This is a genomic window from Pedobacter endophyticus, from assembly GCF_015679185.1.
Taxonomy (GTDB): Bacteria; Bacteroidota; Bacteroidia; order Sphingobacteriales; family Sphingobacteriaceae; genus Pedobacter; species Pedobacter endophyticus.
This window is the reverse complement of record NZ_CP064939.1, coordinates 4,129,921-4,143,835: the sequence shown is the minus strand read 5'-3', so window position 1 is coordinate 4,143,835 and position 13,915 is coordinate 4,129,921. Positions and strand designations below refer to the sequence as shown.

The window sequence follows — 13,915 nt, the reverse complement described above, 5'->3', positions numbered from 1 at the left end:
TTATTCGGCATTTACCTGCATGATGAAATCGGCAAGGCCAAGGCGACTGGATCTCAGGTCTGAAACGAAAGCTTCAAGCCCGGCAGAGTACGATCCGAATCTGGCAACATAGGATTCTACAGCGGTCTTTTCCGGCTTTTCAGTGGTGAAGGTAAGGTACTGGAACAATGAAACCTCTACCCCATAAACTTCTCCAATATTACCCCGCTTGATATAGACCTCCTTAAATTTCCCCCTGCCCGCTTTATTATCAAGGCCATTGATTGTAAATATCTTTCGCTGCTCGACCTCATTTAGGGCAAGGAGCTTTGCCACCTGCTCGTAATTCCCCCGAAACTTGGATTGGTCGAGTAAACAGATAGTATCTGAACTGGCCAGAATGGAATCCTTGATAACCGCATTTCCTAAAATGTCTCCAAGTTCCTGGGTGACCACTATTGGTTCGCCCCAGAATTTCCTCATGGTCTTATAAAGGTATAAAATGTAGTTAGCCATCAGCGGAGAGGCGATTGCCTTATCGGGTAGGTCGGCGGGATTACTCCCGCTTTCCCCCCTAAGAACCGTACGTGAGAGTTTCCCCTCATACGGCTCAAGCAACTTAAAGCCCATATATATGAGCCGGCTCATGTTAACCTCAACTTTAGTTGGTCGTGGCTTCTGCGGCAGGGTTTATGTACCAATGTGATGCGAATGTCTTCACCAAACCTGCGTTTGTTAATAGCCCATTCATCATCCGCATTTATATCCCTACCACATAAATCACATTTACGGTTTTGCTTCAACCACAATGCTAACAGGGTCTTTTTACCATCCAAAGTTTCAAGCATTCTAAATACTTTGCGCTTTTGAAAGTAAGGTTCCCATTCCTGGTCAAAAGGGTTTGCATCCTGTTTGATCTGAATATGCCTAAGTATTTTAAAGTCGTACGCTCGTTTAAGGGAAAAGACTTCGCTTGTTCCTTCGTGTCCAGGCGTATCGGTCGCAAAACACCAATTTCTATTCTTGATCCTGCGGAAATACCTTTCTGAAATCCAGTATCTTCCCTTTTTAGGATGTCTCCTTAATGCCCAAGACCATAGCTTGTGAAACATCAGGAAATCAACTTTTCTAAAGGTATCTGAGGCTGAACTAGTTTTAAAGTAGTTCGCCCAACCAGTTATTACAGGGTTTAATTGTCTGATGAGAACATCCTGGCGACTGGTTTTATTGGCACGAATGATGCCTCCAATCTTTTCGGATAGTTTCAAAAGACCTGCCTTTGATGGTATAGTCATAACAGAACCATTATCATACTCACGAATATTGAAGCCTAAAAAGTCGAATCCGTCAGTAATATGCGTTATCTTGGTTTTCTCGTGCGAAAGTGATAAACCTCTTTCTGCAAGAAATTCCTTAATTAACGGCAACACTTCTGTTTCCAATTGTTCTTTGGTTTTACCCGTGATAATGAAATCATCAGCATAGCGGATCAATTTTACCTTAGGTACAATTGCCACCTTGTTGACTTTTCTGATTTTAAACTTACTTGCAATCAATGACTGCAATCCATCCAGTGCAATATTGGCCAGAGTTGGTGAGATGATACCCCCTTGCGGAGTACCCTCGTCAGTGGAAAAGCGCTCATTCTTAAAGATGAAACCACATTTCAGCCACTTTTGGAGAATGCTTTTGTCCATTGGAACATTAGCAAGTAACCACTCATGGCTGATGTGATCAAAGCATCCTTTGATATCGGCTTCAAGTACCCACTCTGGAGAATAACTCTTTGATAGCAGGCTATGTGCAAACTGCAATGCATCCTGAGCGCAACGTTCCTTACGGAAACCATATGATGGTCCGTCCGCTGTTGTTTCAGCGACTGGCGCTAAGGCCAATAGATACAACGCCTGCATTGCCCTGTCTTTCATAGTCGGAATTCCCAGAGGACGTTCTTTACCATTACTCTTTTTAATATTAACCCGTTTTAACGGTTGAGGTTGATAACCTCTCCTTTTCAGGTCGTTGATCGCCCGAGATTTAGCAATTGGGGTAGACCACAATTTGTTGTCCACTCCCGCCGTATTCCTACCTTTGTTAGAGGTTACCCGCTTTACTGCCAAAGCTTTGGCATAAAACGAATGAGTCAGCAGCCATTGCAAAGCTTTCACTTTGTTATGCCTGGACTCTTTCTGAGCCTTTACAAGTCTAACTTGTAGCTTTCTAACCTCTGATTCACACCTGTCCCAGTCAATACTGTTCCAGTGGAAAACTTGGTCAGAAGGCGCACACGATTTTTCAATTACGTTCATTTGCTTTCCTCCTTTTGAAAGTTCTAATAGTTAATTGTAATAAGTTACCATACGGAAGTCTGCCCGCTTTAGCGTGGGGTGACATTGAAACCCCTATCCAGCCCATTACAGGATGGCCTTCGCTTTTTCCGCGTTCTTATACCCGCACCGCTATCGGCTTCCCTTGCGGTTCGCTTTCCTGATTAAAACAGGAACGGTACAGGCTTACCGAGTTCTACATAAGTGACAAATGAATGGGTTAGGCTCTGTCTATCCACCGGCAGTGCTAATGTTCGTGTATCCCATGCTTGGACTGGGATAACCGACTGCTTCCCTTTTGGGTTATAGCCTATCAGTATCTTTGGCTAGTGCGAAGTTACGATGGTTCAATCGACAGTTCACTTATGTTAGCCATACCATTCAACCTTGAGCCCCAACCTTATGATACTAAAGATTGTTGCTAAGCCTCACGGCTTATGCTCCTTCATCCGAAAGGGCTTTTTTACTCGGCAGCTTCATACAAAACCGTTACCAATAATGCATGTGCCGATAGGTTACTGCTGACGAAACAGCAGGTCTGGTCACATTGCCAGACAATCACTTATGCAACTTCTCGTCGCACCCACGCCTCCTCTAAAATGAGCGCTTTTCTTTGCCCTGTCCGGTGCCTCATTTTCTGCAGAACCAGATCCATTATCACCAGGGTTACGATTGGAAAAAGTACCTTGTTCTCCTTAATTGAATCAATTTCGTAGACAATAAAACGTTCGGAGAAATTGGACGCAGTGGTGCTTTCATTAAGCAGTCTACCATATTCTCCCCCAATACAGAACTTACGGAGCACGTACCTGTACTCATCCAGATCAAAGGAAACCTTTTCATCTTCCTTGATCCGGGCAATCTTTTCTATGGAATAATGATAAAAAGAGTCAAAACTTAAAGACAGCCCTGCATTCTGGTTTCCTGAAAAAAAGTCGGCATAGTAGGCTGAGATCACATTTGAAAAAACGGTATCCTCGATCTGCGAGACGTTGCCATCAGCCCCCTTCAAAAGCAGTCCAATGAGGGTCTTCAAGAAATCCTTTTTTTCACGGTTGTATTCTTTTTCCGAGATCATGAATGGATTCATGGTAATCGGGTTCTGCTCGGTGTATGTATAATATTTGCCATTGAAATAGCTGCAAAGCCCGGAATAGGAATGCCCGACGTCTACGATTACCACATCGTAATTATAAAGCATATACTGTTCCAGCAGGGAATTCATAAAAAAGGATTTCCCTGTTCCCGAACTGCCCAAAACGAACTTGGAGCGGTTGGTAATCCGTCCGTTATCCATCGGGAGGTCGGCCAGATCAATACCAACGGGGATTCCCCTGCGGTCAGTGAACCGCATCAAAAATTTCGAGGGTTCATCCCTCATCAGCCTTTCCTTATAGAACAGGCAAAGTGCAGCATCTGCCGTTGTTAAAAACCAATCGTACTTTTTAAGCTCGGCTCCATTCCCCGGCAGTGCGCACCTGAAGAGCTCCATTTGGTTGTATGCATTTTTCGATGGGATGATCCCCTGTTTAAAAAGATTGGCTTCGATATAGTTGCAGCTGGCGTCAATATTTGCTGCCTGCGAACAGACAATTATTGAATAATGAACATGGGTCAGGAGCTGGTTTTCCCTTGCGACATCAACAAGGAGTTTGTCAATGTCCTCCACGCACATCCTGTTCGCAGGGTCCGGAACGCCTGAATGCCTTTTGCGCTTGAGCCTGAGTTTATTCAGCATAGCCCCTTGGGGAGGAATTTCTAACAGTTGGTTATAAATAAGGGTCTCTACCGCAGGGACAGAAGATAGAAAGGAAAGATTATCCAAGGGGAACTCTTCAAGCCCCTTCCAATCATTTGCCAATAAAAACGGACCGATGGATTCCGGCATGTCGATGGAGTCGATATTGACCAGACTCATGCACCTTACCGAATTTGCACCTATACCAATTTCATTATCACCCGGCCTGAAATTATTCAGCGAAAAATGCTCCGAGGAGAAATTCATAGCCATAATACGCGATACGTAGCGCTCCAGGGAAGACCGGTCAAATAAAGCAGGTGATAATGATGCACCTTTAAGGAGTTCAGTAATTTTGGCAATGTTGGAGATAAAATCCATCAAGGCCTTTTTGTCATAGACGTACATTGCGTTTCGCTTAACCTGACGCGTTATAACAAGGCAAGTGCTATGCTCGATATATTCCCTTCCTAAAAAGTGCTCATCGTACTTCTGCTGCAAGGGCTCGGTTTTATCCTTACCGATAAATTTCCTTTTCGCAAAAACATCCTGCTTTTGAACGATGTAACCCTCACCCAGGATCTTGATTACGTTCAGCAGCAAAAGATGAAAGCCTTGATAGGCGGCCGGGTCGGCAGAATAGATCAGCACGGGGTTCTCAATGGAAAGAACAACTGAAAAGTCCCCAGCCTCGCCATAAAGAATGTTAAGCCCGCAGGTTTCCTCAATCCCGGCATAGGGCAACTTAAATTCCGATTTTCCCATAGCCTCTGCTTAAATAAACTGGGTGGATGTGTATTTTTTCGGATCTTTTCTTATCGTGCAGACCGGATTTCTGTTTGGAGGAAGTATAGAGTAAGCCACCGGTGATAGAGAAAATGGTTACAATTCCCCCGAAGTACATATTAACGAGGGCCCCGCTCAATCCTCCTAGAACCAATCCCAGACCAAGTGTGCAAATCCCGTATGCGATAAACTTGCCCTTAAAGCCGCGATAAACAAGGGGCTTTTGCAGCCCCTTGTAAACTGGATATGTGCGCATAAATTTTTATACGCCAAAGAACGCCTTGATGACAACGGATACCAGCACCAGAAATAGGCAGGATCCGCCCCAGCCCATAATTTCCTTATTGATATCCTGATCACCGGAATTCCATTTGATATAAACGCGGACGCCGCCGATAATGCCTACCACGGCACCAATGGCTAGAGTAAGCGTAGAGACCGGGTCCACATAAGCGGTAAGCGAAGAAGTTGCCGCATTGATGCCTGTCGTACCGCCACCGGTCTGTGAGAAACTGGCTTGCACTGTGCCCAATAGCATAGCCACCAGTAAAAGTTTTTTGCTTTTTATTGTCATAAAAAAAATAAAATAGAAGTTAATTATGTGATTAGAGACCGAAGAGCCCATGAAGAAAAATGCCCATAACGGACAAAAAGATGCAGGAAAAGAACCAGCCCATCACTTGGGCATCAATGTGATGTTTCCCCGTCTGCCAATTTGCGTACACCCTCAGTCCGCCGAGCATTCCGGAAATAGCGCCAATCACCAGTACCAAATCGGAAAGCGAAAAATACCACCGATGAACCTCGGAAGAGGCTGAATAGAATTCGGAGATACCTGGCTGGGCAGCAGCAGAAATAGAGAAAAGCACAAAGATTGAGATTGATATCACATTCACGAATTTTTTAAAAATCTTCATCGGAAGATTAATAGGGTATTGCGCGTGTATGCTCAATCAGGTTATCCTTTGCAAGGGAAAAAAGGTGCTTTAGACTAATGCCACCACTGGCATTGATTGGTGCGCTCGGAAAATAAACTATAGGTTTTTCTTTTTCTGCCTCCTCTATTACCGGCTCTGCCTTTCTATTAGCAGTAATCAGTTCAGGAGTATGGGTTTCGGTGAAAAACAGTTCATCCTCAGAGATTTCTCCAATGGGAACGCGCGGCGAAAGAAATAAATCAAAGAATAGGTTCAGGCAATAGTAAACCAGGTAAATGATAAAGATTACAGTTAAAAAATTAATCCAGCTCATGGGCCATTTGTTTTAGGGTTTGAGAAATGTAGTCGTTTAGCCAGGGATGGGACTTTAGGAAATTTTGCAGCGCAAAGGCAATTACCCTGTTCATTTCAATATTGGTTGCGACTTTCAGCTGCTTTAATTGCGCAATTGTGCGCTTGTCGAGACGGATCAGAATTTTTTCCTGCCCATCCATATTGAAGTCACGAAGCGCTGAAAGAAGTGCTGATATCTTTTTAGCATCCGTGACTGAGTACCTGTCATCGGGTTTGTCCCTTTCTTTCTGAGCCTGACTTGTTTCAGCATCATTAATTACGGGCACACCTTTCTGCTCCTCTAATTTAGATTTAAGCTGCTGGGCTAGTGATTTGATTTGGCTCATGGTGAAGCTCCTTTGCTCATATGGATATTGAAGATAAAATCAAGGGCCGGCATAAAAACCGGAATGAGTACTGCTGGTATATGAACTGTTCCCACACGTTGAAAATCGATCCTGTCCGAGATATTCGGGGAGACCATGCCAAACCTGGCGAGCACCCTATCAACCTCCTCTTTTGTTTCATATTTCACCGTGGACTTGATCCGGTTGGGTACATACACAATTGGCGAGAGCTTGTTTATCTCCTTGCAGACCAAAGAAAAAAGAACAGTACTGTCGACCGAGAATTCATCATAGTTGAAAGGGCAGATTATAAGTTCTGCAGAACTTATAATGGGAATCAATAAATCATCATCCATTTTACCGGGTAAATCAATGAGTACGAACTCCTGGGTATTTTGTGTTAATAGCTCGAGTAAGGCAGGATAATACTTGAGGTCTGATGCGATAACCTCGTAAATTGGTTCATTCTCCAGAATCTTTGCTTTCTCGAACTTTCCCGAGACTGATGCCTGATAATCCATGTCCAGAACGGTAACCTTCGCTTGTTTTATTGTGGAAAGGTAGTATGCCAGTAGCAGGCACAGCGTGCTTTTACCAGAACCTCCTTTTTGGTTGCCTAGTAGTATAACCATATCAAATATTTTTATCGTGTGTTCGTCCTTGGCTTTCCCTTTTTTCTGCGGTTTCGGCCATTGATCTGTTCATCGTCAATATCATCCGCGATATCAAGTCCGAATGAGAAATCGCCAATATGACCTCCTTCTTCAGATCCGGGATACAGTTCCTCCATAACTGGCAGTGGCAGGGATTCAAGCAGCATATTTTCTTCAGGGAAATGTCCGGGTCGCACCGGATCATAAGGCTCAAAAGATACCAGCGACGGGTGGGGTGCTGTCGAGAGCACCTCTGCAAATTTACCCAGCGCCATAATTTCACCGCCCTTGAAAACATTTTTTTTGGCATGGTCAAGAACGGTGTAACCATATGGACCTTTATCATCCTTGAAATGAAAAACAAACTCCAGTCCGAAGTCGGAAGAAAGTCTCTCGCTCAGAGCAGAGTAATACCTTAATATCTTTCCATGTGCACCGCGCAGGTTGTTCTCCACCACCGGGAGAAGCTTAGCGTTGGTTAATGGCCTGTATTTTTCAAATATATTTCTCAACTGAGCTTTCCGCTCTTGCGAAAAGCCATTTTCAGCTAAACTGTTGTGGATTTTCGAAATATCCACTTTTGCAACCAGCTCACCGAATTTTGATACGTTATAAGTATCCCCTACCAATTTGACCGAATATCCTTTTGCCTCCAAGATTATTAAATACTGTGCTACTGTGGAAAATTGATACTGCAGTGCCTTGCTCACCGCTTCACTTGCCGATTTTTTTTCATCCTGGCCGACTAGCCGGTTGAGCACACGGTATGCACGAATCTTTTCGAAAACGTCAGATATTTTATTCCCCTCCCTGTCGACTCTGGAAGAGACGATGTGAATATGATTGTTATCAGTATCCTTATGAAAAATGAGCATATAAGGCTGACTGCCGTATCCCATTCCCATTAACCATTTCTCTGCCAGAAACACCAGGCTTTGTTTATCCGCAGCTCTTCCCTTTGAAGAAATCATGGCGTGGAACTGCGGATACACAACCCTTTTGTTCAACGCTGCAAGTGAGGATAGATAGTTAATATAATCCTGGGGTTTCAGTTCCGAAAATCCGGACAGCGCTTCAAATCCCGAAACTTTTAAAAGCTCACCTTTATCCTTTTCAACCTTATTGGTGTTGTACCTAACTGCTCTGAACGTTTTGGATTTCTGTAATATCTTGACGATCATGGTTAACTCTGCAGCCGGCGCAAAAGTGTTCTGGTTTCTTTTTCAATTTGCCTGAAAAGAAAGATGTATTCTGAGAAAAGTTCGTTGAACTTGACTACTGTTTCTGCGTTAAGCATTCCTCGCTTATTCAAAAAATTCGCATGCCTTGCAAGTTGATTGATGTTGTTTCCAGACCTGCCCAGCTCACCCCCCAGATGATCAAGTAACCTTAGCACTTCATGCGCATTTACTTTGACCTTTAACGAACCAGGCTTCAAAACCATCAAACGCACGTAATCGCTTTCCTTCATCGAAAGGGATTTCCACAGTTGTGTGACCAGGCTATATTCGTTCTCAGTTAGTCTTGCTTTTATGTGTTTTGTTCTTTTGCCCTCAACCTTCAACGGCCTTCCATTCTTCTGCTTAACGCTCATAAGATATTGATTTGATCCTCCAAAAGAAAAACGAGTTGCGAGTTTTTTCCATCCCGCTGCCGATCACCGGCAAAAAAAGGCGGGCAAGTTAAAGGGTTTTTGTGCGACAAAAACACAACTTGCAGAATAAAAAACGACGAGCATTCCTACCAAAAATAAAGTTCAATTATCATATATTAGTCTCAAAAAATTAAATGTCCATTATGTCTCCAAGTGATTACCTCGCAGGTGGTGCCCTGCTGATTTCAGTGCTAACTTTTCTTGATAGCCGAAGAGCGAACAACCGGTCCAGAATCGCCGACTCGCAAAACGTTGTGACTGAATTAGCAAAAATCAGAGCGCTGTTACTGAAAGCATCTAAACTGGATTTCTATCCTAAGGTTGGACTTCATATTAGTGACAGTCAAAGCGCCGCACTCCAAAGTATGATTGAATTGGCTCAAAATATCGATAAATCAAAAATCCCCACTTATCTTAGCGAGAGACTCGTAGATCTCATATCCTATTTGGAAGAGGCTCAGATGCCCGGTCAAGACGAAGAAAACAAACTGGCAAATCTATACGGACATATGATTTTTGCGCTTTGGATGCTGTGGAGATTTACCAAAGAATTTCATGGAAGGCTGATATCAAAAAGGGATGAAATGCTAGATTTCGATCAGTTATATCTCGAACATACAAGCTATAGCAGTAAGCTAATATTTCAACCGTTCGACGAATTCATTTCAAAATATCAGCCAATTATGGATCAATGGGCGGAAGATCAGAAAAACATGGATTAAGATTAAATATGTTTACATATGCTTATATGTCTATATATAAATATGCATGTAATCCTACATCTGAATATTCAGTTAGATGACTAGAGTTATATATACTATCGCTCCGGGATGAACCCAATTTCCGTACTGAATTTCAATTGCGCAAATTTCTGTTCTACAGCGGCATTTGCATCAGTAACTAGCTTTGCATTATAGTCTTTATGCCCTAGATATTTAAAAGAAAAATCCTGGCTACCGCTCACATTGATTATAAAATCATGGGTGGCAGAAATTCCGGCTTTATCATGATCGAAATATACCTGAATGGCGCTGAACTGTTTTGCACGAACCATTGCCGATTGAAGAAAGGACAAAGAATTTAACACAAGTACTGAGGATGGGTCGTTGGAGTTTTCAACCCGCCAGCTCAAAAAGTCGAAATACCCTTCGAACACACAGAGCTTATCGGTGGCTCCCTGTAGAAATGACATCCCTTTATGGCCAAGACAGCCCTTGAAATATTTATTTCTTACCTCCCATCCGCCATTCTCATTAGGCCATCCTGATGCAAAAAAATTCTTGTGTTTATTTTTGCTATCAAGAACTGAATAATGCAGTTCATAAAGATGATCCTTTGCTACAGAAATGATTTCCCTGGATTTAAGATAGGCATTTAGTGCGTCCTTTTTAATTGACTCGTTTATAGCCTCTATTTTATAATTAGGAACTTTTACCGGTTGTAATCTGGCTGGAACACTATTGTTCAACTGCGAAGAGTTTTCAAGTTCGACTTTTGAATATTCTAAGATCTTTCTCAGCACCTCCGGGAAAGTGGACGGATACCAGTAGGCAAGTCCAAAATCAATTATGCTTCCACTTCTAATTCCCGAAACACCAGCTCCGCCGTGGTCATACCATACTCCGAGATCATCATTTACGCACAGGGAAGCTGTATACTCTTCTCTCAGCATACTGAGAAAAAAATGTTCTCCACCGGATTGCTTTTGTGGACTGAAGCCCAAATTCTTTAACAGACTCAACAGAGAAACCTTCTCTTTGATCTCATTTACATTTAGAAAAGCTGACATAACATTAGGTTTTGGGAATTTTAGAAATGAAAAAGGGGCTCATCGCCCCAAGAAAATAGAGACTTAAAGAAGGGCCTCGATATTAATGAATTTGGAATTACTCACCTCAGTTTCTACAAACCGGACTCTCGTCTGCCAATGCGCCTTCACCTTTTTGACGTTATCTCAAAGCTTCGCAAAATTCCCATAGTGTTATGGGTAATGTTTCATTCCTGAATGTCAAAGACCAACTCTTTTGTTGGCTCAAAATTCAGGAAGTATGCTGCGAGCATTTGACACTTTTCAAAAAGTGGGTACGATTTTTTAATTCTTTTAACGTAGCCTAATCGCAGTGGTTTTCGGAATGGAAATGTTTTAGCCTATCGATATTACCGTAAAACCCTCACATCGAAGAGTAAATTCTTGACAAAACTTTAGAACTTGCTAAAATCTCTACAAATCCTGGCAATAAGATTTTAACACTTTTTCAAACTTGTGTTATACTTTCACTACCAAACATTTTTAAAAATTTCTTTCCGGACACATAGCTTTACATTGAATTTGTTAGAAAAAATCCCAGAAGAATCATCTTAACTGAAGCGTTGTTTACTGATAATATGATTGTTGATTGGATAAACCAGAGTAGATTGACCCCCTCTCGCCTATAACAAATGTATTATAACACACTTTTTTCAAAGCACTTACAAATAATTTAAAATTGGTGCAAAGGGGTCAAATAAATTGGTTTGTACATAAACTATCTTTATATATTTTAATGTGATTTTCTAATGCGATAATTTCCTTAATTGCATTGTTGAAGATTTCCCCGTGAGAAGACAGCTCAATTAGACTGCCCTTTAAATTATCTTTCCTTATTGATGTGCAATCACTTAAGGTTATTATTAGTATAATTATATAAAAACTCCTTAACGCCATATTATCCTTTCTCCTAACTAGTATTCCATGAACATACTGGTTGCTGAACTGACCCTAGTGAAAGGCGACCATCAGGGTAATCATTTCACTCTCGCAGAGTTCGGCCCTCCTGTTGCGCTTGACCAGAGAACGGTCATGGATGAACTGTTGTTCAAGTTCTGGCAATTATTTCTTTGCAAAAATCATCAACCTCTAAAAAAATTTCTATAATTTTATCTTTGAGCATAAGGTCATTTTAATTCATTCATAAATTGATTGTCAATTATTTATAAACAAAATCATGCCTTTTGCTCTTATTTTTATCTATCAGTTATTTTTGGAACCGATGCGTGAGTTGGACAGATATTCACAAACGGCATATTAATTTTTTAAAGTGGCAAAAGCATAATAGTGACTACGCTATAGCCGGGGGCTTAAAAATTGAATATATATTAATTCACTGTTTCGTGAATAGTGATTTCTGTCGGCTTTTCCACGATAAGTTTCTTATTTCGAAATTTAGCCTGCTCAGGGATGAGGTTGCTAAAATCACGGCCCAAGTCGGGTAAATAAATGGCAGCAATGTTATTTAGGGGGCGATACAATATAGGAATAATAAATAATGTATTAGAAAACTTTTTCTCTAATTTAGAACTTCTCTTAAAGAAAGTTTTAATCTCAGCAGTATCTAAAACCATGTCAATTGTCAACGGGGGAGACATTTCGGAAAAATAAACAGAATCGACCTTTGAATTTTTATCCGTTGACACCCAGATTGAAAAAAGTACAAGCTTTTTATCAATTGGTTTTCGATATATTTTATTTATTGAGTTAGCTATTGTGTTCAATGTGCTTTTATTAGCTAATTGCGCATACGCTTCCGTAATAATCGCAAATACAAAGAGGTGAAGTAATGTTATTTTTTTTCCCATATTTAATTACAATAAGTACCCAATTTGTCGGCCCGTTCTTTATCACTATAAAGAGTTTGTATAATACCATATGCTGTTTTGTCGGGCTCACTTAAGGTGTCCCAGTACGATGTGCCTTTTAATCCACTCCAAGCCAAAGCCTTAGCATCGGTGATACTTAATCCTAAAAATTGACTTGTCAGAACGGAAGCTAACATGTCTACATAGTTGCTAGCCATGTATTCATGTTGTGGAGGAATTAGTATCTTACCTTCCTGATCCGCTGGGAAATGCGCACCTAGATAGGCATGAAACATTTCATGATATACAGTAGCAACGGCATATTGCTGTGATCGAATGTCGAATGCAGCACTGTTGAATTGCACTGTACTGGTAGCAACTCCATTCAAAGTTACAGTTGTTGTTTTTCCATCTATATTAAGACCCGCGGTCATATCTTTAAAAATAACTGTATTGTTCGTATTTATGCCGAATGCATCGAAGAATAGATTTTTAATATTTGCGGAAGCATCTGAGGTCATTGCCATCGCAAATGCGGCAGCAGTACAAGGGTTTTCAATCAAATTTATTAGATTTCCGGTACTTCCCCCGCCTCCATATTGCGGACTTCCACCCGATCCACTTCCAGAGCCACTTCCAGAACCACTTCCAGAACCACTTCCAGAACCACTTCCAGAACCACTTCCCTCTCCAGGGCAAGTGGTAGCTATATAATTTCTTATGATACTAGCCAAACAACCGTCTATATAATTTGTTTGTTCAGAATACAATACAATACCGCCTTGACAATATGTTGAAGGGAAGCCATTGTTAATAACCACAGTTGCTGGACATTCACTTGAAGATGTCATTAATCCACTCGTACGGTTTAACATTAGTTTGGCGTTTGCATAAATTCCCATTCTGGAAATTTGAATTTGTTTCATTTCCGAAACACTGTTATTTACGATTTCAACCTCGGCATTTGCTTTCTTCTTTCCATCTTCGTAAGATGTTCCTATAATTTTAAGATAATTAATATCATATTGTAATATCGAGCCATTAAACTCCTGAATACTTTCGCTATCAATATTTTTTATCAAATAATTTAGATTTTCTTCAACAGCATAGTTATGGCCCAAAAACTCAACAATACGACCCCCGTTTACATCATTGCCATCGTAGGTGAACACAAAAAATCGTCGTATTCTATTGTTCTCATCAGCCATGAATATTTCGGGGGCAGGTACAACCAAAATATTCCGCTTTCTACTGGTCGTCATTTGCCATGCCCCATCCCATAATGGTTTTAGAACCACTCCTTTGTTTTGAAGTCGTTGCAGCCGCCAAATTTTGGCAGATTCTATTTGAATAGAAGAAGCTTGTTCCTTATTCTCAATATATAAACTTATGTCCTTTCTGCATGCGAATAATAGAAGGCATAAACTAACAATGCCGGTCAAAAACAGGAGGGCGTTTTTCTTCATAAGATTAGTTAGTTGTATCCTGTTCATTAGCTTATGTCAGACACAAACTACGAGAAAATCAGACCACAACCTAGGTTAT

Annotated in this window: 15 protein-coding genes; 1 reads left to right on the top strand and 14 read right to left on the bottom strand. The window is 41.3% G+C overall.

Annotated elements, in window-relative coordinates; translation table 11 throughout:
* From IZT61_RS16930 to IZT61_RS16880, 11 genes are all read right to left on the bottom strand, one after another.
* On the bottom strand, nt 1-627 hold the full coding sequence (locus tag IZT61_RS16930) for a TraG/VirB4 family ATPase (protein WP_196098214.1): 627 nt from the start codon (nt 625-627) through the stop codon (nt 1-3).
* The gene (ltrA, locus tag IZT61_RS16925) at nt 624-2,288 is read right to left on the bottom strand and encodes a group II intron reverse transcriptase/maturase (RefSeq protein ID WP_196098143.1); all 1,665 of its coding nucleotides are present in this window, start codon (nt 2,286-2,288) and stop codon (nt 624-626) included. Before ltrA ends, IZT61_RS16930 begins: the two co-directional genes overlap by 4 nt.
* 580 nt (nt 2,289-2,868) lie before the next feature.
* Complete coding sequence (locus IZT61_RS16920) at nt 2,869-4,809, bottom strand: TraG family conjugative transposon ATPase (RefSeq protein WP_230383743.1); 1,941 nt, start codon at nt 4,807-4,809, stop codon at nt 2,869-2,871.
* On the bottom strand, nt 4,790-5,086 hold the full coding sequence (locus tag IZT61_RS16915) for a DUF4133 domain-containing protein (protein WP_196098213.1): 297 nt from the start codon (nt 5,084-5,086) through the stop codon (nt 4,790-4,792). Before IZT61_RS16915 ends, IZT61_RS16920 begins: the two co-directional genes overlap by 20 nt.
* A 6-nt stretch (nt 5,087-5,092) precedes the next feature.
* Nucleotides 5,093-5,404, bottom strand: a complete 312-nt coding sequence (locus IZT61_RS16910) for a DUF4134 domain-containing protein (RefSeq protein ID WP_196098212.1) — start codon at nt 5,402-5,404, stop codon at nt 5,093-5,095.
* Between the two features lie 31 nt (nt 5,405-5,435).
* Nucleotides 5,436-5,747, bottom strand: coding sequence for a DUF4134 family protein (locus tag IZT61_RS16905; RefSeq protein WP_196098211.1), 312 nt, complete (start codon nt 5,745-5,747; stop codon nt 5,436-5,438).
* Between the two features lie 7 nt (nt 5,748-5,754).
* Nucleotides 5,755-6,081, bottom strand: coding sequence for a hypothetical protein (locus IZT61_RS16900; RefSeq protein WP_196098210.1), 327 nt, complete (start codon nt 6,079-6,081; stop codon nt 5,755-5,757).
* Entirely contained in the window at nt 6,068-6,448 is a 381-nt protein-coding gene (locus IZT61_RS16895) for a hypothetical protein (RefSeq protein ID WP_196098209.1), read from the bottom strand. Before IZT61_RS16895 ends, IZT61_RS16900 begins: the two co-directional genes overlap by 14 nt.
* Nucleotides 6,445-7,080, bottom strand: a complete 636-nt coding sequence (locus IZT61_RS16890; RefSeq protein WP_196098208.1) for a ParA family protein — start codon at nt 7,078-7,080, stop codon at nt 6,445-6,447. Before IZT61_RS16890 ends, IZT61_RS16895 begins: the two co-directional genes overlap by 4 nt.
* 11 nt (nt 7,081-7,091) lie before the next feature.
* Nucleotides 7,092-8,282 (bottom strand): relaxase/mobilization nuclease domain-containing protein, encoded by a 1,191-nt coding sequence (locus IZT61_RS16885; protein WP_196098207.1) that lies wholly within the window; start codon nt 8,280-8,282, stop codon nt 7,092-7,094.
* Nucleotides 8,283-8,284: 2 nt separating this feature from the next.
* Nucleotides 8,285-8,695 (bottom strand): plasmid mobilization protein, encoded by a 411-nt coding sequence (locus IZT61_RS16880; RefSeq protein ID WP_196098206.1) that lies wholly within the window; start codon nt 8,693-8,695, stop codon nt 8,285-8,287.
* A gap of 203 nt (nt 8,696-8,898) precedes the next feature.
* Between IZT61_RS16880 and IZT61_RS16875 the strand changes: the two genes are divergently transcribed.
* Entirely contained in the window at nt 8,899-9,477 is a 579-nt protein-coding gene (locus IZT61_RS16875; RefSeq protein ID WP_196098205.1) for a hypothetical protein, read from the top strand.
* Between the two features lie 95 nt (nt 9,478-9,572).
* Here IZT61_RS16875 and IZT61_RS16870 read toward each other — a convergent pair whose 3' ends face one another.
* The 3 genes from IZT61_RS16870 to IZT61_RS16860 all read right to left on the bottom strand — a co-directional run bounded on the left by IZT61_RS16870 (nt 9,573) and on the right by IZT61_RS16860 (nt 13,836).
* The gene (locus IZT61_RS16870) at nt 9,573-10,544 is read right to left on the bottom strand and encodes a toprim domain-containing protein (RefSeq protein WP_196098204.1); all 972 of its coding nucleotides are present in this window, start codon (nt 10,542-10,544) and stop codon (nt 9,573-9,575) included.
* A 1,346-nt stretch (nt 10,545-11,890) separates the two neighbouring features.
* A complete protein-coding gene (locus tag IZT61_RS16865; protein WP_196098203.1) occupies nt 11,891-12,370 on the bottom strand; it encodes a hypothetical protein in 480 nt (159 codons plus the stop codon).
* Nucleotides 12,371-12,372: 2 nt separating this feature from the next.
* Nucleotides 12,373-13,836: a hypothetical protein gene (locus IZT61_RS16860; RefSeq protein WP_196098202.1), complete on the bottom strand. Its 1,464-nt coding sequence runs from the start codon at nt 13,834-13,836 to the stop codon at nt 12,373-12,375.
* Nucleotides 13,837-13,915 lie beyond the last annotated feature (79 nt).